This window comes from Caldithrix abyssi DSM 13497 (assembly GCF_001886815.1).
Taxonomy (GTDB): domain Bacteria; phylum Calditrichota; class Calditrichia; order Calditrichales; family Calditrichaceae; genus Caldithrix; species Caldithrix abyssi.
This window is the reverse complement of sequence record NZ_CP018099.1, coordinates 472,164-496,318: the sequence shown is the minus strand read 5'-3', so window position 1 is coordinate 496,318 and position 24,155 is coordinate 472,164. Positions and strand designations below refer to the sequence as shown.

At 36.7% G+C, this 24,155-nt stretch carries 19 protein-coding genes; 2 read left to right on the top strand and 17 right to left on the bottom strand.

The window, feature by feature from the left end; genetic code table 11:
• Positions 1 to 63: 63 nt before the first annotated feature.
• The 17 genes from Cabys_RS19750 to tig all read right to left on the bottom strand — a co-directional run bounded on the left by Cabys_RS19750 (position 64) and on the right by tig (position 21,548).
• Positions 64 to 189 carry a S16 family serine protease gene (locus Cabys_RS19750; protein ID WP_150109351.1) on the bottom strand — a complete coding sequence of 42 codons (126 nt, stop codon included), beginning with the start codon at positions 187 to 189 and terminating at the stop codon, positions 64 to 66.
• A 30-nt stretch (positions 190 to 219) separates the two neighbouring features.
• Complete coding sequence (locus Cabys_RS01995; RefSeq protein WP_006928417.1) at positions 220 to 3,390, bottom strand: efflux RND transporter permease subunit; 3,171 nt, start codon at positions 3,388 to 3,390, stop codon at positions 220 to 222.
• Positions 3,387 to 6,395, bottom strand: a complete 3,009-nt coding sequence (locus Cabys_RS01990) for an efflux RND transporter permease subunit (RefSeq protein WP_006928416.1) — start codon at positions 6,393 to 6,395, stop codon at positions 3,387 to 3,389. The genes Cabys_RS01995 and Cabys_RS01990 overlap by 4 nt, the downstream gene beginning before the upstream one ends.
• Positions 6,396 to 6,425: 30 nt before the next feature.
• The gene (locus tag Cabys_RS01985; RefSeq protein WP_006928415.1) at positions 6,426 to 7,556 is read right to left on the bottom strand and encodes an efflux RND transporter periplasmic adaptor subunit; all 1,131 of its coding nucleotides are present in this window, start codon (positions 7,554 to 7,556) and stop codon (positions 6,426 to 6,428) included.
• A complete protein-coding gene (locus Cabys_RS01980; protein ID WP_169313639.1) occupies positions 7,557 to 9,098 on the bottom strand; it encodes an O-antigen ligase family protein in 1,542 nt (513 codons plus the stop codon).
• Between the two features lie 408 nt (positions 9,099 to 9,506).
• Positions 9,507 to 10,595, bottom strand: a complete 1,089-nt coding sequence (locus Cabys_RS01975; RefSeq protein WP_006928413.1) for a 6-bladed beta-propeller — start codon at positions 10,593 to 10,595, stop codon at positions 9,507 to 9,509.
• Positions 10,596 to 11,094: 499 nt separating this feature from the next.
• A complete protein-coding gene (locus tag Cabys_RS01970) occupies positions 11,095 to 12,078 on the bottom strand; it encodes a 6-bladed beta-propeller (protein WP_006928412.1) in 984 nt (327 codons plus the stop codon).
• An 87-nt stretch (positions 12,079 to 12,165) separates the two neighbouring features.
• Positions 12,166 to 12,450, bottom strand: a complete 285-nt coding sequence (locus Cabys_RS19745; protein WP_150109265.1) for a hypothetical protein — start codon at positions 12,448 to 12,450, stop codon at positions 12,166 to 12,168.
• Positions 12,443 to 12,877, bottom strand: a complete 435-nt coding sequence (locus Cabys_RS01960) for a MauE/DoxX family redox-associated membrane protein (protein ID WP_006928410.1) — start codon at positions 12,875 to 12,877, stop codon at positions 12,443 to 12,445. The genes Cabys_RS19745 and Cabys_RS01960 overlap by 8 nt, the downstream gene beginning before the upstream one ends.
• Positions 12,878 to 13,046: 169 nt before the next feature.
• Entirely contained in the window at positions 13,047 to 14,054 is a 1,008-nt protein-coding gene (locus tag Cabys_RS01955) for a 6-bladed beta-propeller (RefSeq protein ID WP_006928408.1), read from the bottom strand.
• Positions 14,055 to 14,119: 65 nt separating this feature from the next.
• Positions 14,120 to 14,383 carry a hypothetical protein gene (locus Cabys_RS01950; RefSeq protein WP_006928407.1) on the bottom strand — a complete coding sequence of 88 codons (264 nt, stop codon included), beginning with the start codon at positions 14,381 to 14,383 and terminating at the stop codon, positions 14,120 to 14,122.
• A gap of 270 nt (positions 14,384 to 14,653) precedes the next feature.
• A complete protein-coding gene (locus Cabys_RS01945) occupies positions 14,654 to 14,929 on the bottom strand; it encodes a hypothetical protein (RefSeq protein ID WP_006928406.1) in 276 nt (91 codons plus the stop codon).
• The gene (locus Cabys_RS01940) at positions 14,922 to 15,356 is read right to left on the bottom strand and encodes a MauE/DoxX family redox-associated membrane protein (RefSeq protein ID WP_006928405.1); all 435 of its coding nucleotides are present in this window, start codon (positions 15,354 to 15,356) and stop codon (positions 14,922 to 14,924) included. The genes Cabys_RS01945 and Cabys_RS01940 overlap by 8 nt, the downstream gene beginning before the upstream one ends.
• A 459-nt stretch (positions 15,357 to 15,815) precedes the next feature.
• Entirely contained in the window at positions 15,816 to 18,161 is a 2,346-nt protein-coding gene (gene lon / locus Cabys_RS01935; protein ID WP_006928404.1) for an endopeptidase La, read from the bottom strand.
• A 225-nt stretch (positions 18,162 to 18,386) separates the two neighbouring features.
• The gene (clpX, locus tag Cabys_RS01930) at positions 18,387 to 19,631 is read right to left on the bottom strand and encodes an ATP-dependent Clp protease ATP-binding subunit ClpX (protein ID WP_006928403.1); all 1,245 of its coding nucleotides are present in this window, start codon (positions 19,629 to 19,631) and stop codon (positions 18,387 to 18,389) included.
• Positions 19,628 to 20,248 carry an ATP-dependent Clp endopeptidase proteolytic subunit ClpP gene (clpP, locus tag Cabys_RS01925; protein WP_006928402.1) on the bottom strand — a complete coding sequence of 207 codons (621 nt, stop codon included), beginning with the start codon at positions 20,246 to 20,248 and terminating at the stop codon, positions 19,628 to 19,630. The genes clpX and clpP overlap by 4 nt, the downstream gene beginning before the upstream one ends.
• Positions 20,249 to 20,282: 34 nt before the next feature.
• Positions 20,283 to 21,548 (bottom strand): trigger factor, encoded by a 1,266-nt coding sequence (gene tig / locus Cabys_RS01920; RefSeq protein WP_006928401.1) that lies wholly within the window; start codon positions 21,546 to 21,548, stop codon positions 20,283 to 20,285.
• A gap of 189 nt (positions 21,549 to 21,737) precedes the next feature.
• On the opposite strand from tig, the gene Cabys_RS01915 reads away from it, so the two are divergent.
• Both Cabys_RS01915 and Cabys_RS01910 read left to right on the top strand, forming a co-directional pair.
• On the top strand, positions 21,738 to 22,958 hold the full coding sequence (locus Cabys_RS01915; protein ID WP_006928400.1) for an MFS transporter: 1,221 nt from the start codon (positions 21,738 to 21,740) through the stop codon (positions 22,956 to 22,958).
• Positions 22,959 to 23,170: 212 nt separating this feature from the next.
• The gene (locus Cabys_RS01910; RefSeq protein ID WP_006928399.1) at positions 23,171 to 23,608 is read left to right on the top strand and encodes a phosphate-starvation-inducible PsiE family protein; all 438 of its coding nucleotides are present in this window, start codon (positions 23,171 to 23,173) and stop codon (positions 23,606 to 23,608) included.
• Positions 23,609 to 24,155: the final 547 nt, after the last annotated feature.

Below are 24,155 nucleotides of genomic sequence, written 5' to 3'. Positions count from 1 at the left end.
TTGAATCCCATTTAAATGAAATTCGATAATAATATCTTTTTAGAGTGGACTCATTTATTTTTTTTAAAACAACAAATCGTAAATCTGCTCGCAATCCTTAACAAAAATTAATTCCAGGCCTTCCAGTAGTTCTTTGTTCATTTCGCGCACGTCGGGTTTGTTTTCCGCCGGCAAAATAATGAGTTTAATACCATGGGGTAAGTTTTTTTCTTTATAGTTTTAAATTGTTTTTCTTTTTTTATGAAAAGAATAAAAAAGTACTGGCAAAACAAACAGAATAAATAAGAAAGAACTTATCATCCCTCCTAACCCTGTTAAAGCAAGCGTGTACCATATATTATCGGCATTTTGCTCCGAAAGAAGAATCATAGGAAGAAATCCCAATACTGTTGTAAAAGTAGTTAAAAAAATTGGCCGGAAATGATTAAGGTTGCCTCTAATTATTGTTCTAACAATGGAATGACTTCGCAAAAAATATTGTTTATATTTACTAACAAGAATAATGGAATTATTAACAACAATCCCACTAATAAAAAGCACGCCAATGTAAGCTGATTTTGTAAAAATGGTATCGGTAAAATAAAACAGTAAAAAAATACCTACCAAACCGGCTGGAATCGTTAAAAAAATCAATAAAGGATCCAGAAACGATTCATACAAAGAAGCCGTAACCATGTAAATAAAAAGCAACCCCAGGAATACAATTAAAATCAATTGAGAATTATCTTTTTCTTTTTCTCGCCAATAAAAAGGTAATACTTTATAACCGACCGGTACTCTAAAATTTTTTAATACTTGATTTAGATACTCCGTTCCAAAATGATATGGCCCTAAATAGTCAAAGGTAAACATTCGAATATATTCTTGATTTTCCCGATGGATTTCATTGAGCACTTTTTTCTTTTGAAAAGAAGAAAATTGATTAAGCCTAAAAGGAATATTTGCAGAAGACCGAAACCATAAACTTTTTAATTCATCCAGTTGTAATCGTTCATAATTTTGAGATTTAATGGATAAAAATTTTTCTTCATAACCTATTTTAATTCGTCTTGCAGTCAACCGCTCCGAAGTGTACAAACGCAACAATGGAATAACCTCTTTTGGAGTAAGCCCCATCTGGCCCAGTTTAAATTTATCCATATCCATTTGCATATCATATAATGGTTCAAGAATAAAACCTAATGGAGCGTTAATATCGATATTTTGAACGCGGATGTTTTTTTCAAGTTCTTTTTTTAACCGCAAGGCAAGGGCTTTTAATCCGGTATAACTATATCCGGTTAATTTGATTCGAAAATTTGAAACGGTTCCGTAAAACCCGCTTGAATAAGGGTCTCCGAATCCTGAGACAGAAATGTACACTCCGCCAACTTTGGTTGCCCTTTGAATGAGCAATTCTTTTAAATAATAAGGCACAAAGGAATTTAATGTTTTTTGTTTAAATGAAATGGATAAATAGGCTGCAGACGGACTAATAGTCGTTTCAACTTTGTCAATACCTTCCTGCGCTAAGGCTATTTTTTCGAATTCAAGAATTATTTTTTCGCTTATGCCCAGGTCGCTGCCATGAGGCATACGAATATAAACATAAAGCTTATTACCTGACCACCATCTCCATGGTTCGCCGCGTTCAACGTAATTAAAGAACAAATAAAGAGAGCCCCCTAAAACAGGGTCCGTATATTCTCTTACGGACTGATAGAATTCACTACCCAGGGTATTATTGTAAAGATTTGCCAGAAAGGCTTTAATCCCTTGTTGATGATCTTTATCAATCGATTGCGGTAATAACCATAATGGAATGCCAAATGATAAGATAAATAAAACGATGACGACTTTCCTGAACCGAATTATTTTAAACAATATTTTGCCGTAAAGGTTTTTCAGGTGTAATTGAAAGAAAGAAGATCGCCCCGGCAAAATAGTCTTGTTCTGATTTAAATGCCTAAAAGCAGCCGGGATAAAAATAAATGCAAAAAAAACGGAGGACAATAAGGCGACCGTTACTATAAAGGCAAATGGAATATAATAAGTTCTAATTATTCCATGAAGAAAAATAAAAGGAAACAAAGCAACCAGAGTTGTTAGTGTGGAGGCAAAAACCGGAAAAATGATTTTTATTGTCTTGTAGATGATCTCTTTTTTTTCTTTTGAGGATTCAATGGCGTCAAAAACAAGAATAGAATTATCAATAATAAAACCAAGGCCCAACGCCAGACCGGCAAGCGTCACCAAATTGAGTGAATAACCAATAAATTTTGTTAAAATAAAAATAGAAGCGATAGACAATAAAATACTTGTGATGATAATAAACGTATAGCGCAAACGACGCAAAACTAAAATCAATAAAAAGAACATGGAGGCCATGGCGATTGCCGTACGTATCAACAAATCATTCAACGCCTTTCGGATCGGTTTACTGGCATCATCCACTAAAATCAACTGATTATCTTTCGGCAGTTGTTTTTCAATCTTTCGGATAACTTTAAAAACCCGATCCGCAACAGATATGGTGTTGCTACCTTTTTCTCTTTCGATTGAAATCAAAATGGTATGTTTGCCATTAATCCGTTTTTTAAATCGAAGCGGTTGATAGCCCTGCCTAACAATCGCGAAATCTTTTAAATGAATTAATCTTGTTTCTGAAATCTTAAACGGAATATCTTTAATTTCCTCGATGTTTTTGAAATTAAGATCCATGCTAACTGGCAAAATTAGATTTTCATTTTTCAGTTTTCCCACCTGCATTTTAGCGCTTGATAATTTCTGTTGAATGGTATTCAGTGAAATGCCATATTGATTCATTTGCCTCAAATTCAACAATATTTCTACTTGCGGAGTTTTAAGGCCAAAAATTTCAACGGAAGACACGCCAGGAATATTTAATAAGGGGCGTTTTATTTTATCCTGAACCATCCGATAGAGCTCATTTTCGGGGAGGTCGGTTAATAAGCGATAACTTAAAAAACTTTCACTTTTAAATTCTTCGGGGATGTATTTTTGTATCTGCGGTTTAAACGCCCCTTCCGGCAACCATGATTGATAATCGCTGAGAATTTCATTGATTCTAAAAACGACAAACGCCATGTCGGCTTTACGGTCAAATTTCAAAGTAACACGCGCTGAATTGTTTGATGAAACAGATTCAATTTTTCGTAAATCGGAAAGTTCCTGCATTCTACTTTCGATAGGAGATGTAATTAAAGCCTCTATCATCTCTGGCGAGCTATTCGGGTAATAAACCGTAATGGAAACCTGCGGCAACTCAACTTCAGGAGAAAGTTCAAGGGGAAGACTCAGTACCGATAGAAATCCTAGAATAATGATAATGATATTAAGAATTAAAAACGAAACCGGTCTTTCTAACCACCAGTCAAGAAATTGTTTCATTTGCTAACCAGCTTTTTGTAAAGTAAAGGCAAAACAAACAACGTTAAAATAGTGGCAACCCCTTCGCCACCAATAATGGCAATGGCCATCGGTTGTTGAAAGTCGGCCCCAGGCCCAATACCCAGAGCCAGCGGTAACAACCCGAATAAGGTAGTAACCGTGGTCATCACAATCGGTCGAATGCGCATCTTTCCTGCGGCGTGGATGGCATCATTCAGGTTCATGCCTTTTCGCTGATGACGTTGAATAAAATCGATTTTAAGAATACCATCATTAACCACAATACCTACAATCACCACAAGACCGATTACCGACATAATATTAATGGTCATCCCCGTTATTAAGAGCGCCGGAATAATGCCAATCAAAGCCAGCGGCACCGTAAACATAATTACAAAAGGCGCTAAAAAAGATTCGAACTGGGCGGCAAGGATTAAGTAAACCAGAACAATGGCCATAATAAAAGCAAAATACAATTGTTTAATCGATTTTCCGCTTTCCTGCCATTCGCCGCCTAAATAAATGTTGGAATCGGAAGGTCGATCAATCTCTTCTATCTGAGTATTTAATTTTTTCACAAAATTAGAAATGTTTTCTACGTTTAAATCCAGACGGAAAACGCGATTTTGATTTTTACGCTCAATATAGCTTAATTCATTGGTTCGTTTAATCTTTACAAAATTCCTTATCGGATAATTATTTATTCGTAAATTTAATAGCTTATCTAAATTTTCTCTAAATGATTCCTCCGCCTTAACCAATACATCGATTTTGCGATCAAAATCACGCAATTGCGTAGCTACAACACCATTAAGAGCAACTTTTAATAGCTGAGCAACGTCCGAAGCGGTCAGGTCATAAAGCGCCATACGTTCTAAATCAAGATCTAATGAAATGGTTGGATATCGTTCGAAAAAATTGGAATTGTAAATGGCGCCGGGTTGAATTTCTTCAATTTTTTGAACAAGCGCATGGCCTAATGAATCCAGAATTTTTAAAGACGGGCTGCTAATAAAAACCGACAAGGGCGCTTCCTTTTTCCCTAATACGCCGCTCAAAGCAGGCTCAATTTTTCGATATTCAATTTGAATTTTTTCGCCTGATCGATTTTTCTCTTTGAAATGATGAATAAACCGATTACTATTCTGATTTTTATCCAGTTGAATGTACAGATAACTGCGATTTAATTTTCGTTCATCCGGTTCAAGAAAAACGCCTTGTTTTTTGCCCAACTCTGCGTAATAATATTTAATACCTTGCTGTTCTTTTAAAATTTTTTCCGTTCGCTGAATGTGTTTATCAATATAATTTAGTGAAACGCCGGGCAAATAATTACAACGCATTTCAACGGCATGTTGATCGGTTTCCGGCAACAATCTGCGATCTAAATTTTTTAACAAAAACAGGCTCAATATCAGGAGAAAAAAAACAACGGACAAAAATAAATTTTCCCGTTTTAAAGTAAAATTAATTCCGGATTCGTAGAACCGTTCAAGTCCTTTGCTCACCAGAACATTTTCTGAAACGGTTTTTCTTTTCTTTTCTAACAAAATGAATATAACCGGTAATAACGTTAAGCTAACCAGTAAAGAAGCCAAGAGCGCAAATGTTACGGTTTCTGCTTCCTGAGTAAACACAGCTGCCGAGACATCTTTTAAAAATAGAATCGGAATGAACACAGCTATGGTCGTTAAGGTAGAAGCCGTAATAGGCAAAGCGACCTCTGATGCGCCATTTACAGCGGCCTCAAACGTTGTGAAGCCGTTCTCGCGGTAACGGTGAATATTTTCCAGAACAACTATGGAATTGTCAACTAACATACCGCCGCCCAATGCCAATCCGGCAAGCGAAATAATATTCAGACCGATGCCAAAATATTTCATACATAAAAAAGCAATAATTACCGAAACCGGAATAGAAATTGCAATAATCAAAGGCGCCCGCCAGTTTGACAGAAAAAAGAACAATACCGCTATCGCCAATACGGCGCCGCTTAAAATGGCATAGCTTACATTGTTAATCGTGGTACGGATGAATGAAGCCTGAGAATAAATAGTATGAATTTTAATGTCAGGAAATGCGTCCCGAATTTCTTTGACCACCTTTTCAATTTGACTATTTATCTTTAATGTGTTACTCTGGCTTTCTTTGTAAATATCGATGGCAATACATGGCTTACCATTAATTCTGGCTAATGATTCGGGCTCTTTAGAACCGTCGATGACCCTGGCAAGTTTTTTTAAAGGTACGAATGTCCCTCTTTTTCTGTTTAAAACAGGAATTTGGGCAATATCTTCCACGGACTGAACTTCGCTATTGATCCGTAAAGCCAATCTAAAATGGCCTTTTTTAATACTCCCGCCGCTAATTAGTATATTATTATTTTTTAAGGCCTGCTCAATATCATTGTAAGAAAATCCGTATATCCTCAAAAAATCAGGATCAATGTAAACCTTAATTTCACGAACCGGGGCGCCTATGATGGCGGCTTCGGCAATGCCAGGAATTTGCTCCATTCGCTTTTTTAAAACATATTCGGCAAACCGTTTTAATTCCCACAAGGAATTGCCGCTTAAAGCTAAAGTAACAATCGGTCTGTTTTGCGGTTGTTTGAGATTGACAACCGGACGACCGGCCTGTTTTGGGAAATAACTATAGACCCTATCTGCCTGTTGCCGCACATTTAACGCGGCATATTTCATATCCGTACCCCAGGCAAACTTTAATGTAATAATGGATTCTCCGCTTAAAGAACGTGAAATAACATCGGTAACGCCATTCACTGTACTAAAAGCTTCTTCCAGATAGCGTGTAATGTTTTGTTCAACCTCTTCCGGCGAACTATTCGAATAGGAAACATGTACCGTAATTTGAGGGAAGTTTAACGGAGGGAGCAATGAAATCTCAAGCTCTTTTAAAGAAATTGCGCCAAGTATTAAAAGACCTAAGAAAAACATAAAAATTGTTATCGGTCTTTTGTAAAGCGATCTAAGCAATGAATTCATAAAATCCTTTTTAAGCGATTTTCACGGTTTTTAATCTTTAAGTTTTACTCTTGCCCCATGCGCTAAAGTAAATTGTCCTTCAACGATAACAGGCTCGCCGGCTTTTAAATGAAACTCAGAATCCAATACCTGAACGTATTGATCATTGCTTTCGCCCGGCGTGATGTAGCACCAGTTAGCTATAGAATCTCTTACCACAAAAACTAAAAATCTTCCATCCCTTTCTAATACGGCTTTTTTGGGAACCAGCAATGTTTCATTCTCGGATTTTACAATGATTTTAACCCGGGCATTCATTCCGGGAGAAATTCCCAGGGCATGATTATTTAACAAAACGTTTAATCTTAACGTATGCGTTTCCTGGTTTATGGCTACGTTTTTGTCAAATACCGTTCCTTTAAAGGTCCTATTTTTTAAAGCAGGGAACGTAACTTCGCACGGATTGCCCACCTTAATTAACGACGCCTCATTTTCCAGTACTTCTACCTCAATTTTTATTTTAGCAAGATCATAAAGCCAACATACCGGAGCGCCCGCGGTAACATATTCCCCATTTCTTACGCTAATATTTCCAACAACACCGTCAAACGGAGCAAGAAATTTCGTTTTTTTGTAATCGAGCAAGGCTCTTTGGTAAGCCGTGTAAGCCTGGCTTAATCCGCTATGGGCCATCAAAGTTTCCGCCCTTCTTTTGCCGCCTAAAATTTCTCTGGCAAGTGAATCCAGATTTGTGTAATAATTTTCTTCATTAAATGAATTGTCATTGTTTTTCAAAAGTTGTAACGCTATGTTTTGATCTCCGGTTTTGGCGGCAAATTCGGTAATGGCTTTAACCAGGGCAGCCTTACTTTCCGCAAGACGGATAGCCTGTTGCTCATTTTCCAATTGGGCGATTAAATCGCCTTTTTTAACATATTGCCCTTCGCGAGCAATCATTTTAATCAGATAACCATTCTGGAAAAAAATAACCGGACTTTTGCGAAAGGCTTGAGCAATGCCTTCGGTTTTAATATATTTTACCAATTTACCTTTAAACGCCCGTTCCGTTTTAACTTCAACCGGAATATCCGGCGCCTTTTTTACTTTGACTGCCGTGTTTTCTTTTTGGGAGCAAGAAAAAAAGAATAAAAGGAAGAAAACTAAAGTAAGATATTTCAACATTTAATGATCCTTCTTTAATTTATCTAATAAAACGTGCATTTTCTCTTTCATCTGCCGGGCAGCCGGAGAATCAATTTTAATCGGTTTATTGATAACAATCTGGGCTTCTGATATTGCTTTTTTGTCATTCTTTATTTTATGATACAATTTAGCCAATAAATAATGTGGATACAATTGATGCGGCATCATATAACCGGCTATCTGATAATTTTTTATGGCCTTTTGAAAACGACCTGATTTTTCATACCCATTACCAAGGGCAATATAAATTTTTGGATTATTGTAATTTAATTTAGACCGTTCTAAAAGTTCAATTCCTTTTTGACAACTATCAATGGAAACATACGTAGCACCAAACATAAAAAGAAATTCACCGTTGTCTTTTAACGTATCATAGATTTGATTGTATTTTTTAATCGCCAACTCCGGTTGTTTGTACAACGCCAATATTAGCGCTTGCTGCCAGACTTTTCTCGCTTTGTATTCCTTATACATTTTAGGAGCAATTTGCAAAAATAGCGCAGTAATAATAAATAAAAACGTTAGATGAACAGATCGGGTTAAATGAAATTCAATAATGCCTTTTTGATATTTTTTTAGTATGCTACCAATTATGGCAAGATAAGCAATAAAGAAGATGGTTAAATAGGGAAAATAAAGAAAGAAACCGAAAAACGACAAAACAAGAATTGACGAAATAGCGGATATCGATCCGATGATAATTAAACGATCTTCTTCATTCAATCTATTTGCACGAATGAGACGGAATGTATCTTGATATGTAAAAAATAAAATCGCTAAAAATAACAACAATCCCAAAATGCCCGTCTCAACAAATATTTGCAAAAATTCATTGTGTGCATGATTTACATTGCCTGCCACATTGGCCCAATGTTCAATATTGGCGGGATTCTTAAAAAATTCCGCCTGATAGTTCATATATTGTACGGCAAAATTACCGAGACCAATTCCAGTAATAGGATGATCTTTGATCATATTTAAGCTAATACGCCAGATTAACAACCGGGCATTGGCCGAGGCGGGACGTATGTAATACAACATTAATGTTAAAAACATAATCAATAACAGGCTGGCAATTACAGTAAAAATTTTAATGTGCCTTTTAGAAAGCCACTGTTTGATGATATTTAAATCTTTTAATAAAAAAAATAATCCAATGCCAACGAACGCAGCGAGCCAGGCGGCGCGGATTCCTGAAAGTAAAACAGCCAGTAAAATTAAACCAATTGTAAAAAGAATGATATTCTTTATGTTTTCATTTTTATTTAAGTAATACAATGCCAAAACCACAGGCAAGGCATGCGTGATGCAAGCTACGAACAACGTTGGCGTGGTGTAGGTACCTACAATTTTGTAAAAAGTAGCCAAAGCGGTAAAATCAAAACCGTAGTTTTGTAATAAGCCGATAAATGATTCGATAACTGCGACAATCAGAATAGTGAAAAAAATTATTTTTGAATTTATTTTAATGAAATCAAAAGAAAAATAAAAAACCAGAAAGTTTAGCAATAAAAATATCAATAAATAATTCAAATGAATAGTTAATATCAAATATGTCAATAAAGAAATAAATAAAATATCAATAATAAGAAATCTGTATTTTATCTTGTCTGCTTTTAATAAAATGAATAATTCTAAAAAAATGATTACAAAAGATGCGTAAAATAGAAAATAAATTTTAACAAAATAGACTCCGTTGTAAATTGATTTTGAATAAATTAAATTAATCAAGAAAATAGAAATAAAGATAGAATAACTTAATAAAAACAACAATTTTCTGCTAACCAAATGAACCTCTATTTAAATTTTGATCTTTTTAAATCGAAATTGAGATATTCTTCCTTGTCTTCCTGCAAAACATAAGCGACATAGCGCTTCTTTACGCGATCGTTTCGCAAAAACATAATATTGGTAATCGTTCGGTATAATTTAAATATCGATATTATCTCTTAAATTTAAAAAATAGAGTTTATAAAAAATCTTTTCATTTATTTTTTGTGATTTACTAATAAAAAATCCGTTTTCCCAGCAATATAAGTCTTTTGTAGCTCCCGGCTCCAATTCAAAATCTTTAACTTTATTATTTTCTAAATTCAGGATGAATAAATAAAATTTTTTTTCTTTTCGTTTGGATATTTTTCTGGAAGTTCTGGCGGCATAATATATTCCTGTAATAAGTTTATTGTATCTTGTAAGCCACATAATTTTAGGAAAAGAATATAACATTTGAATTAAAGAAATTTTCCCATTATGGTAATTTTCAAGAATTTTATTAAGATCAACCTTTTTAAAGTCGGTTAAATAATTTTGAAAATATATTTCTCTTTTTTTAATCAAATGATTATTTTTAAAATTATAAAAATAAATTTTAGCCGGATATAAATGATGTGAGATAATTTCATTCTCTTTTATATTCAAAGAAAAGTTTTCAATAAATCCTTCCGGCAAGATGTTATGCTTGAGCTCTACCAGCGTATCGGTAAGTTCCAATTTTTTATTGAATATTAAATAATGCCATTTACCTCTACCATATCCTGTACATAATATTTTATCATTGCTCAACCATCCAATGTCTGAAATTGCGGCTGCTTCACCCAGAGTTTTTCGTAAAACTATTGAATCATTTTTAATTAAATAGAGTTGATTAAAAGACAAAGTCTTAGCAACTATTTCTTTATTTTTATTAATGGCAATTTTATGAATAAAAAAAATGAATTCACCGGGGCCATTACCAATTTTACCTATATTCTTGATAAAATTTCCTTTTTTATCAAACTTTACCAAAGGATATTTACGATTACTACCCAATACATAATAGTTTTCTCCGGTAAAACAGATATCTCTGATAAAACTTGGAGAACTATCAATGGGATATTCTAAAATTAGACTATCGTTAATTTCAAAAAATTTATTTAAAGAAGTTGACATTATTGTATTTCTATTTAAATTTTCTTTTTTTTCATTACATGAAAATATTACAATCAAAAAAATACAAAATAATAAAATATAAATTCTCATATACTCCTATTCCTTTCATTTTTATTGAGGAGGAGGAAAACACCCTTCCTCCTCCATATTGTTCTTTAGCGACACGGTTCCCAATCCGGATCTTTTGGATCACAATTTGGGCGATCACTCGGACAACAGGCGATATTGCCTGTACCTATTACAATTACCGCTACCCCATATTGATTTGTAGCATAAGCCTCCGGTACAAAAATATTCTCCATCAACTGCGTTAACGAAAAACCGTTATTCATTTTATGCGTTAATGCGGTGTTAAATTGCAAGCTAATAACCAGCATTAACGTAAAAAACAATAATCAAAAACTTTTTGGCGTTACTAATTTTTTTGCCCTTTCATCTTTAAAAAACCTATGGCAAATAAAACCATTAATAACGCGTTTTAAATTAATAGTTTTTCGTCCGTTTGGCGTTGCAAAAGTTTGCCAAAGCAACCGCACTCCGAAATATCGCCGCTAAAATACTTGTAAGCCGAAAGCGCTTTAAATATAAGTCAAAAATCCAGTCTTAGTTTTAAAAAATTAAAATTATAACCATTGAATACATACAAAAATCTCTCATCAGCACTAATAGATTTTATTAGACAATTGTCAATTTTAAAAATCTCTTTAAAGATTATTTTATCATTACTTAATAAAAAAATTAATACTTTATTTAACTTTCTATCTTCATCATATAGGGTCAGATAAAGTAAATCTCCATATGTATAAGCATCGTCGAACAAAATACTAAACGATCCTACATGAGGCCTATTTTTATTTTTTAAACTATTATAAAATTTTTCATTTTGTTCTATGATCTTTTTCATAAAGGAATAATTTTTAATATTTACTTCGAAAATTTTTTCACCAGTAAGATTATATTTTTCTATAATAGGTTCTGTATAAGATACGCAGATTAAATTATTTTTATATATTAAAACATGTCTTAAATTTCTCAATAAATTTGTTAAATTTTCTCTTTTTTTCAACCATGTGCCGAAAGTAGTTATTTTTTTTTGTCTATAATTCATTTTCACAATTGGATTTGGGATGTCAAATGAAGCTGGGGTGTAGTATAGATTTAGACTGTCATCAATAGCAAATCTAGTTGGATACATCCTTCCAATTTTTATTTCATCAATATATGTACCGGTAGTATCAAATATTATAATATTTTCTTTTCTTGATGAATAAATATATAATTTATCTCTATTAACTGCAAATGAGGATGGATAATATATTTCTCCTGGGCCGTTTCCTTCATGTGCGATAATTTTTTTTAAATAAAAGTTTTCGTCTAGTTTTTTTACAATGTGTGACTTGTTATCAATATAATAAAATGATTTTTTGTGTTTAAGCATTCTCTTCAAATTGCCTATATGTATTTTTCTTTTTTCTGTATTATAGATTCTAATAATCTCTGGTTTTTCAAAACTATATTTTTCTTTACATGAAACAAGAAAAAACATAAAAATAAAGAATATAATTAATTTCATATTATTACTCATATTTATATAATACTATTAATTTTATAACAAATTATAGGCATGGTAATTAAAATTACCATGCCTTTATTAATAATGTTAGTGATAGCAAAAGCAAGTACTTGTTTTACCATCACAAGTAACTGAGTGATCATTTGCCTCGCATGTATCAGTACCTGTACATTCAACATGGCCACATCCCGATTTTGCTTTACACCCATAACCACCAAATGTGGCATAAACCTCCGGTACAAAAATATTCTCCACCAACTGCGTTAACGAAAAACCGTTATCCATTTTATGCGTTAATGAGGTGTTAAATCGCAAGCTAATCACCAGCATTACCGTAAAAACAATAATCAAAAACTTTTTGGCGTTACTCATATTTTGTCCCTTTCATCTTAAAATAACCTAAGGCAAATAAAGCCATTAAAAAAGCGTTTTCAATTAATAGCTTTTCATCGGTTTTGCGTTGCAATAGTTTGCCAAAACAACCGCAGTCCGAAATATCACCGCTAAAATACTTGTAAGCCGAAAGCGCCGTAAAAACAATCAGCATGGTTAAAGCCGTTACATAAGCCGGTTTGGCATAAAAATTTAATAGCAGCATTAAGCCTAAAATCAATTCCAGATAAGGAATAATAACAGTAACCAGCACCACCCAGGTGGAAGGTAACAGCCCAAAACCATTAACCGCTTTGCCAAAGGCGGCTAAATCCATAATCTTGGCCACGCCGGTAATCGAAAGAAATAACCCAAGAACAATTCTTAAAATTAATTGAAAACGCCAATTGTTTAATAAATTTTTCATTTTTTAATTTTACTTTTTCTCAAACAACAAAATTAAATCCGCGTAAAAATTTTACTGATACTAAGTAAAAACGATTTTCCAATAATCATAACCAAAGCAACACCTAAATTGTTTTATCTGAAATAACATTCTATTTAAATTATATGATTTACCCTAGCAAGATTTAAACCTATACAAATTTTATTTGCCAAATTAATATTTCACCTGTTATGAGAAGTGCAAATAATTTTTTATTCTTTATTTTTAATGAATATATTTTATCTGACGGTAATCTAAATGAAAATAAATAAGATAAATTACTATTATAGACATCTAAGACAGGTTCTTTATTTTTAGTAGTATTTGTTAAAATATAAACTTTATCATCATCGAAAAATATATCAATACATGCTTTGGGACTTTTTTTAGGAGCTTTTACTCCTTTTCCTCCAGCAATTTTTTCTATTTGAGGTAATTTTGTTTTATCAATGGTATTATAATATTCAAACGTATCATTTATTATATCATATTTTGCTATAATTCCAGAATACAAAAATCCATAATATATTTTATCAATTCCATTGGTACATAGTTTACCATCAAAAAGAATACTTCTCTTTATCGGTTCTATGTATTCAAAAAAATTACCTATTTCTGAAATTTTTTTGAAATTTTTATCAAGTAATATAAATAATCTTTCAGTCAAATTGACTGGCCTAATCAGATAATATTTTCCTATAGAAACAAATCTATAAGGTCTTATTTTTTTTAATTTAAAATCTTCAATAAATCTCCCATCTTTTTTAAAAATAGCAACTTTGCTTAGGTTAGGATCTACAATATAAACAAGACTATCTATATAATAATCTGTCAAATTTAAAAATTCTTTTGGTCCTTTTCCCCTTCCAGATCCATATTCTATATATTTACCTTCATTAGAAATCATTTTTATTTTTTGTTTCGGGAGATCATACACATAAATATTTTCTTCATTATCTACTTTTAATGAAATTGGATTGTAAAGGCTGTCACTTTTAATTTTTGCTATTAAATCAAAATTACATTTTTTCCATACTCTTTGATGTATATTTTGCTCATAGATTTTAACAGGTATAATTTCAATTTTTTTTTCGATTGTTTTTTTACATGAAAATAATATCATTAATACTACAATAAAATATAAAATATATTTTCTCATAATTTCAACTCCCTAATTTTAATTAAATAAAAGAGGCGGAAAATTGGATTTCCCGCCTCTTTTATTTAGACAAACAATAAATCATAGCAAGCAATTACATTGTCAGGGTCTGGCCCTTCATTGACAAATGCGCATATTACTTCACCTCCAGGACACCCTACCCAATCACACACCAAAGGATTCATATCCGATGCATAAACGTCAGGCAGAAAAATATTTTTAATTATGCATTTTAAACTTACCTTATTTGTTGTATTAAAATTACCAAAGAAATTTATTGAATTTACTAACAAAATAATAAATGAAATAATTAATATTTTTTTTATCATTTTACCTCCTACAATTTTAATAATGATCCATACAATATACAGTTGTTGTACCATCCTCCCATATAAAGCAAAGAATATCTCCTGAATAACATCCTGCTTTTTTACAAAGTCCCCAAGGAACAGAAGCATATAACTCAGGTATAAATAAATCTTTAATATTTAAAAGGATTCTCTTGTTAGTGCCAAAATTACTATTTATATTAATTAAAATTATTATAATTATTAATATTTTTATTATTGTTTTTAATTTTTTATTCCTCCTTTTATTTTTTATTCTTTAGGCCACTGAGGACCTTCACGGTCATAACAAGTACCCATACCATCTGGGAAAACAATAAAAGCACAAAAATAATCTCCTGATCTACATCCCATATCTTTACACCATCCGGCTTGAGTTGCATATGCTTCTGGAACGAATAAATTATTCATTAACTGCGTTACAGAAAAACCATTGTTCATTTTATGTGTTAATGGTGTGTTAAATTGTAAGCTAATCACCAGCATTACCGTAAAAACAATGATCAAAAACTTTTTGACGTTACTCATTTTTTGTCCCTTTCATCTTAAAAAAACCTAAGGCAAATAAAACCATTAATAATGCGTTTTCAATTAATAGCTTTTCATCCGTTTTGCATTGCAATAGTTTGCCAAAACAACCGCAGTCCGAAATATCGCCGCTAAAATATTTGTAAGCCGAAAGCGCCGTAAAAATAATGAGCATGGTTAAAGCCGTTACATAAGCCGGTTTGGCATAAAAATTTAATAGCAGCATTAAGCCTAAAATCAATTCCAGATAAGGAATAATAACAGTAACCAGCACCACCCAGGTGGAAGGTAACAGCCCAAAACCATTAACCGCTTTGCCAAAGGCCGCTAAATCCATAATCTTGGCCACACCGGAAATCGAAAGAAATAAACCAAGAACAATTCTTAAAATTAATTGAAAACGCCAATTGTTTAATAAATTTCTCATTTTTCAATTTTAGTTTTTCTCAAACAACAAAATTAAATCCGCTTAAAATTTTTACCGAAACTATGTAAAAGCGAGTTTCCAATAATCATAACCAAAACAACATTTAAATTCTTTTATTTGAAAAAGGCAATATTTCAGGCAAAATTGCGGGGGGGGGGGGGGAATTTATGATTAAATAAAAAAGATAAAAGATTAAAATTTATTCTTTTTAAATAAAGCTGATTGGCTTTAGCGCTAATTGATTCAGTCAAAAAAATTACAAAGTTTCTATTAAGAATTTTGTAAAAACAATAAACCATCAGCAACCTTTTTTGCTAAGGTTTTATGTTTAGCCGTCCCTGGAACTACTTTTTAATTCTTCCTGATGGATTAAAACTTTTTTTTTAAAAATTTTTGTGATATGATTAAATAATTCAGTTAGAATATAAAATATTCCTTTTTTTGTGTCAAATAAAATTTTTATTTTTTAAACAACAAATCGTAAATCTGCTCGTAATCCTTAACAAAGATCAGTTCCAGGCCTTCCAGCAGTTCTTTGCTCATTTCGCGCACGTCGGGTTTGTTTTCAGCGGGCAGAATGATGCGCTTGATGCCGTGGCGCCGGGCGGCCATCAGTTTTTCCTGCAAACCGCCAACGGAAAGGATTTTGCCTCGTAAGGTAATTTCGCCCGTCATGGCCAGGTCGGCCGGCAAAGGCTGTTTTTTTAAGGCCGAAATCAAGCCGCTGGTCAACGTAACCCCGGCCGAGGGTCCCTCTTTGGGCACCGCGCCTTCCGGCAAGTGAATGTGCACTTCGTACTTGTTGGTAAAATTCTGGTCGATTTTAAATTTGCGAAAACGCGAACGGATGTAATCCACGGCGATCATGGCCGATTCCTGCATCACCTCGCCCAGCTTACCTGTCAATGTTAATTTGTCCTTACCGGGAATTAAGTTAACCTCCACGCGCAGCAGGTCGCCGCCAAAAGGCGTCCAGGCCAGGCCGGTGGCCACGCCAATTTCTTTTTGACCTTTTAATTTAGAAATGGCGTACTTGGGTTCGCCAAGATAGCGGCTTAAATTCTTTTTGCTGACGACTAACTTTTTAGGCTCCTTAACTTTAGAGAGCTGAATCACGGCCTGGCGGCAAATTTTACTGATCTCCCGTTCCAGATTGCGCACCCCGGCCTCTAAGGTGTAATTGATAATGATTTCGTTCAGGGCGTCGTCGGTAATTTCCAGATCTTCCGCTTTTAAGCCATTCAGCTCCAGCTGCTTGGGAATCAAATATTGGCGAGCAATAGCCAGCTTTTCATAATCCAGGTAGCCGGGCAGTTCAATCACCTCCATGCGGTCGAGCAGCGGTTCGGGAATGGCGTCCGGATTGTTGGCCGTAACCACAAAAAACACTTTAGAAAGATCGTATTCCACTTCCAGATAATGGTCAATAAAAGAGTGGTTTTGTTCGGGGTCCAGCACTTCCAGCAGCGCCGATGCCGGGTCTCCGCGGTAATCGCTGTTGATTTTATCCACTTCATCCAGCAAAAAAACCGGATTCACCGTTCCCGCCTTTTTCATTCCCTGAATAATTTTGCCGGGCATGGAGCCGATGTAGGTGCGTCGATGCCCGCGTATTTCGGCTTCGTCGTGAATACCGCCCAGCGAAATACGCACAAATTTACGCCCCAGAGCGCGGGCAATGGAACGGCCCAGCGAAGTTTTGCCCACCCCCGGCGGGCCAGCCAGGCACAAAATGGGGCCTTTTATCTGTTTAACGCGCTGCAAAACGGCAATGTGCTCTAAAATGCGTTTTTTGGCCTTTTCCAGCCCGTAATGATCCTCATCTAAAATTTTTTGCGCCTTTTCCAGGCTCGTTTCATCATGGGTTTGTTCCTGCCATGGCAGGTTTAAAATCCATTCTAAAAAGGTGCGAATCACATTATATTCCGGTGAAAGGGGCGGAATTTTGGCCAGCCGCGTCAGTTCTTCCTCAACCTTTTGGTGCGCTTCTTGCGGCAGGACTTTTTGTCGAAATCGTTTGCGCAAAATGGCCACGTCGCTGCCTTCTTCGCCCTCTTCGCCTAACTCTTCGCGAATGACACGCAACTGCTCTTGCAAATAGTAGTTGCGTTGCGTCTTCATCATCTGATCGCGCACTTTTGTGTCCAGTTCCGATTTTAAATCCAGAATATTGTTCTCGCGATTTAGAATGTGCAGCATATACGGCAATCGCGATTCAAGTTCATATTGTTCCAGAATAAATTGTTTTTCAGCCAGTTTAATATCCAGATAGCTGGCGATAAAATCCGTCACCTTTTCGATATCTTCCATCTGATTAACGGAAAAAATAAGCTCCTCAGGCAGGTCCTCGTTTAAGCGCACATAGGTTTTAAACAACGAAATCAATTCGCGGCGCCAGGCCTCGATCTGATCGTTGTAATTAACCTCGTGTTGGGGGATCTTCAGCGTAACGTAAATGATATTCTTCTGTTTGCGATAGCTATACACCGAAGCGCGTACCAGGCCTTCGACCAGTACTTTTAACAGGTTATTGGGCAGTTCAACCACCTGCAAAATGCGTCCCAAAACGCCAAAACGGTGCAGGTCGCGTCCGGTTACCACTTCTTGCTCCGGATTTCTTTGCGCCACTAAAAAGACCAGTCGGTTTTTTTTCATAGCCGATTCTACCGCTTCGATGGATTGTTGCCTGCCTACAATAAGCGGCACAACCATGTGCGGGAAAAAGACCAGGTCTTTTAATGGCAATACGGTGATTGAATACTGTTTGGAAAGATCTAATTCAATAATCTCAACGGATTTCATCATTTTTCAGCGCCTTCTTTTTTTAAATTTAAATATAACTCTTTAATAAAGCCATAGTTCCTGAGGGCCATTGATCAAATATCCTGAATTGGGCGCACGTATTCTTTTCCTCCTTTGATGAACAAGCGTTCCGCATTCAGTCGCTGAGCAATGTTTAACTTTTCTTGCAAACAGTTAAAAGCAAAAAAAGCGGAGCAAGGCTCCGCCGTAAACAAAGATTAAGGGTTTTTAAGCGCTTTTTTTAGTTTTTTTGAACTCATAAATCGGTTCTTTTTTCTTGGTCACCACCTCTTCGGTAATGGTAACCGACTTCAGGCCTTCCATAGACGGGACTTTAAACATAACATCCAGCATCACGTCTTCCATAATCGACCGCAAAGAACGGGCGCCGGTTTTGCGCTTAAGGGCTTTGGCCACAATGGCTCTTAACGCTCCCTCTTCAAACTCCAGCTGTACGCCTTCCATTTTCATCAGTTGTTTGTATTGTTTAACCAGCGCATTTTTCGGCCTGGTCAAAATGGTGTACAAAGCGTTTTCGTCGATTTCATTTAAAGTGCCAATCACCGGCAACCGGCCTATTAGCTCGGGGATCAAGCCATATTTCAGCAGGTCCTCAGGCTCCACCATGGCATAAAGTTCGCTTTTACTTAAAGAGTGCGTGTTGCTAAGCGTTTTTTCAAAACCGATATTTTTTTCGCCGATACGGCGCAGAATGATATCGTCCAGACCTTCAAAAGCGCCGCCAACGATAAAAAGGATGTTTTTGGTGTTAATGGCCACCAGATTTTGCTCAGGATGCTTGCGGCCGCCCTTGGGCGGAATGTTAGAAATCGTTCCTTCCAGAATCTTAAGCAAAGCCTGTTGAACGCCCTCTCCGGAAACATCGCGCGTAATGGATGGATTGCCGTCTTTACGGGCTATCTTATCGATTTCGTCGATGTAAATGATGCCGCGCTCCGTTTGCTGCACGTTAAAATTAGCGGCCTGATAAAGCCGAACGAGAATATTTTCCACATCTTCGCCCACATACCCTGCTTCGGTTAATACCGTAGCGTCGGCTATGGCAAAGGGCACCTGTAAAATTTTGGCCAGCGTCTGGGCCAAAAGGGTTTTGCCGGTACCGGTCGGGCCAATCAACAAAATATTGCTCTTTTCGATTTCAACGTCATCCGCCTGAGTCATATTATTGATTCGCTTGTAGTGGTTGTACACCGCCACCGAAAGAATTTGCTTGGCTCTCTCCTGGCCGATTACATACTGGTCGAGCAGTTCCTTGATTTTGTTGGGCGGGATCAATTTCTGCTTTTTGCTGATTACCGCCTGCTTTTTGTGCCGCGCTATGATCTCATTGGCGCTTTGAACACAGTAATTACAAATATGCACATCGGGACCGGAGATAAGGCTTTCCACCTCTTCGGCGGCCCTTCCGCAAAAAGAACATCGAAAAATCGGCCCTCTAAAAGACTTGCTCATTTATTTTTCCCCTTTGCTCCATCATCTTTTTCTTCTTTACGATAGCTCAGGACTTTATCGATTAAACCGTATTCCAGCGCTTCTTCTGCGGACATAAAGAAGTTTCGATCCGTATCCTGCTCAATCTTTTCAAGAGGCTTGCCGGTGGCGTCGGCCAGAATCTGATTCAATACTTTTTTGATGCGTAAAATTTCGTTGGCGGCAATGGCAATGTCTGAAGCCTGTCCTTCGGCGCCGCCCAGGGGTTGGTGGATCATAATTCGGGCGTGGGGCAGAGCATAGCGTTTGCCTTTGGCGCCGGCGGCCAATAAAACGGCCCCCATACTGGCCGCCTGCCCCATGCAGGTGGTAACCACGTCCGGCTTGATGTAACGCATGGTGTCGTAAATCGCCAGCCCGGAAGAAACAATGCCGCCCGGCGAATTAATGTACAGGTAAATATCCTTAGTGGGGTCTTCGGCTTCCAAAAACAGTAATTGCGAAATAATCAAACTGGCCACGTTGTCGTCTATCGGCGTTCCTAAAAACACAATGCGCTCTTTTAGCAATCGGGAATAAATATCATAAGCGCGTTCGGAACGACCGGTTTGTTCTATTACAATGGGAACTAAAGGCATGCGCCCGCTCCTTTCTTAGTTTAGCATTGTTCTATTAATCGAGTACAATCTCATTTTCTGTAATTTTTGCGTTTTCCAATAAAAAGTTCCGGACTTTTTCGAAAAACAGGTCTTCTTTAAGACGCGCCACCTGATGCGGTAATCCCATAATTTTTTTGATCTCTTCTTCATTGTCGATCTTTTCTTCAAGCATCTTGCGTACATCTTCGTCGGTTATTTCGATATTTTCTGCTTCACCTATTTTTTGCAGAAGATAATACCACTTAACCATGGTTTCTGCATTGGCCTGGTAGGCGTTACGTAAATCTTCTTCGCTGGCTTGCGGATACTGCTGCCTGGCAGAACGCACCAAACTGTCCAGATAATTATTGACCATGGCCGCCGGCACATCGAAATCGTTTTCTGCTAATAAGGTCTGAATTAATTCATCTTCCAGGCGATTTTCCGATTCCTTTTTGTACTGCAGCTCAAGATTTTCACGGATGCGTTTTTTTAAGTCCTCAACGGTGCTCAATGTCTCGTCGCCTAATTCCTGCACAAACTCGTCGTTTAACTCAGGAATCTTTTCATCAAAAATCTCTTTAACCGTAATATCGTACAACTCCTTTTTGCCGGCAAATTCCTTCTGCGGGAAATCTTCCGGATAGACCTTTTCCACGCGTTTGGTTTCGCCTTTCTTTACGCCGACCAACTGGAGTTCGATGTCCTTATCAAACCGTCCTTCGCCAACTTTAAACTCCACATCGCTGTACTTGCGGCCAACCACCGGCACGCCGCTCTCATCCAGCTCCTGCATATCTACTTTTACCAGATTACCTTCGGCAACCGGCCCTTCCGCAGGCGAAATTTCGGCGCGCTCTTTTAACAGCTGATTAATATTGTCTTCAACCAGCTTGTCGGTTACTACGTATTTATCGCGCGTTAATTCAATACCTTTATACTTTTTCAGCTCGATTTCCGGAAACGTTTCAATCTCGATCTGCATCACCAGGTTGCCTTCGTCGTCAAAGTTAACTTCCTTGGCTTCCGGCGTGCCCAGAATATCAATGTTCTCCTTTTCAGCAGCCATGCCCAGGCTTTGTTCAACGGCATTCTCCAGAGCGTAAGCTTCAATTAAGCTTTGATAACGCCGCTTCACCATACCCAGAGGGGCCTTACCTTTACGAAAACCAGGCACCTGAATTTCTTTACGCAAACGTAACGCCTGTTCGTCCCGAATTTCATCTACTTTTTCTTTTGGTAAAGTTATGGTCAATTCCCGTTTGGAACTGGATATTTTTTTTATTTCCGTTTTAACCATTCGTTTAAAACCTCCTATTGCACTAAAATTGATTTAAAGCTAATTAATTTACTTTTTTTTAACGGTAAAAGCAAATATTGACGCAAACGGTAAGTTTAAGGTTTTTAATTATTTTTTCAGGTTGACTTTGTAACTTAAATGGCCGTATTTCATCCAAACACAAATTGTTTTTTAAGGTTGATATTGAAAATGAATAAACGAAATTTTTACGGCTTTTTATGGCACGCCCTGTGGTTTGCCTTTACTTCGGCTTTTACCGATTACAACACCGTGCTGCCGGCGCTCATCGTTAAAGCGGGCGGCGGCATGTGGCATATTGGCGTTTTAACTTTTATTTCCATTGGCGTACCCCTTGCCTCACAATTGCTGTTTACGCCGTTTATCGAAACGCGCCCCCAAAAAAAACCTTTTCTTCTTTTAGGCATCAATTTGCGAATCGTTGCTCTGGCCGGCATTGGCTTTACGATTTACTGGTTTTTGCACAATCCGTCCTTTACGCTTTTTATGATCAACGTCTATTTGTGGATGCTGTTTTTTACCTTTAGCGGCGCTTTTGCCGGTCTTTCGTACACACATCTTCTGGGACTGAGTTTTGAAGGGGATGAAAGAAAACATTTGATTGTTTCCAAACAGGTGCTAAGCGCCATTGGCCTGGCGCTTTCGGCTACGGCCGTAACCTTCATCTTGCGCCAAAAACCATACCCCAGCAATTACATGCAATTATTCTTTATGGCCAGCGGCATGTTGCTAGTGGCCTCGGCGGGCTTTTGGGTTTTAAACGAAAAAACGGTAAAAATCAAAAAAAATAGAACTTCCATATTGAATTTTTTAAAAAGAATTCCGCAAATTTTAAGGAACAATAAAAACCTGACTTATTTAATTATAACGGCCAATCTCCTTTCCGCATCGATGATTCTTATCCCCTTTATTACCGGCTCGCTCAAAGGGAAGTTTGAATTCTCCGGCTCCCTGATCGGCAATTTGCTGATTTTTCAATATGCAGGCATGATTGTCTCCAACTGGGTCTGGAAAAAAATTGTTAAAACAAAAGGCTTTAAAGGTCTGCTTAAAATGACAGCTCTGCTGATAGGCTCCATGCCGCCAATGGCTTACTTTATTTTGCAATTAAACATGGTTTTGCCCCTGTACTTCTTTTTCTTTCTGGTGGGAAGCGGCATTAGCGCTTTCAAAATAGCCATCGAAGGCGGACTGCTGGAAATTTCGACCAACGAAAACCGCGTGCTTTTTACTGGCGTGTTTGGCGCCACCAACCTGATCTCTTCGCTATTTCCCTTATTAACCGGCCTACTGTTTTACCTGATATCGCCGGCCTTTATTTTGTTTGCTTTTGGCTTAATTTCCCTTTCCGCTCTTTTTTTTATCAAAAAATTGACCTGTCCGGTCGATTAAAGGTTGATTTTTTTCAAAAACCATTTAATTTTAAGGAAGCCTTTGAGAAAAATAGTATTGCCGAAATAATGAAAATGTACCGTATTTGACGGGATCTCTGGATAGCGAATTATTCGTCTACATGTTGTTGCAGCTACTTTTTACCTTTTTCCTGCGCCTGGTGATGGAATAAATCAAAGGTTCTTGCAAAATATTTGCCAGGGGGATTTTTTATGATTGAGCACAAACGCGACTTTATTACCAAAAGCTATGTTGCCTTTGAATATTTTATCTATTTAATCGTTTCGATTTTACTGGTTATCACCATCGGCTTGCTGGTTTATAATTCCGTACTGGTCATTGGCAAAACGGTAGAAACTTCAAACTTCATCCGTGGCGTTCTTAAATTGATCGATCGTGTCCTGCTAATTATTATGGTTGTGGAAATTTTATATACCGTAAAGGTTTCGATCCAATCTCATAAGCTCAGTCCGGCCCCTTTCTTTATCATCGGCCTGATCGCGTCCATCCGACGTATCTTAATCATAAGCGTTGAAGGCGCCTACCTGCCGGAGAAATTCAACCACCACATGATTGAAATGGGCGTGCTGGGCGTAATCATTATTATTTTCGTTTTCAGCCTGATTCTATTTAAAAAATATGAAATGTAATGCTTTTTAGAGTACTTCCTTCGTAGCATCTGGACGCCATGGAGGGAATGGTTGAATGGTTAATTAGTTGAATGGTTGAATGGCAACTGTCCACGTTCAGCGTTCCCCTCACCCAGACTTTTATTCTGGGAGAGGGAGTGAGACAATTGTAACTATTCTTAATTTTTAACATTCTTTGTGCCCTTTGTGATTCTCTGTGATCTCCGTGGTTGCTTAAATTCCTGCGGAAATGTTTTTGGTTGCGGCTGTGCTGCCTTGGATGTTTAGGCGTTTTTGTGGGGGGGCAAGGATTTTCAGCTGCTTTTTCTCAATTAATATTTGTTTCATTTTTACAAAGATTACTGCGCGCCAAAGCGAAATTTTCAGGAAAATCTTTCGCCCTTACTGTTTTCCCTCGCCACGTTTTGAAAAGATTTCTCCTCGCCCGTGGGACGGGCTCGTCGAAATGACAGGAGAGTGACTACGGATCGGGCTCGCCGAGATGACATGGTAGGCAGCCTTTTGTCGTTCAATGCGCTCCCCCCTTGACTGTCTTTGTCCCGCCTGC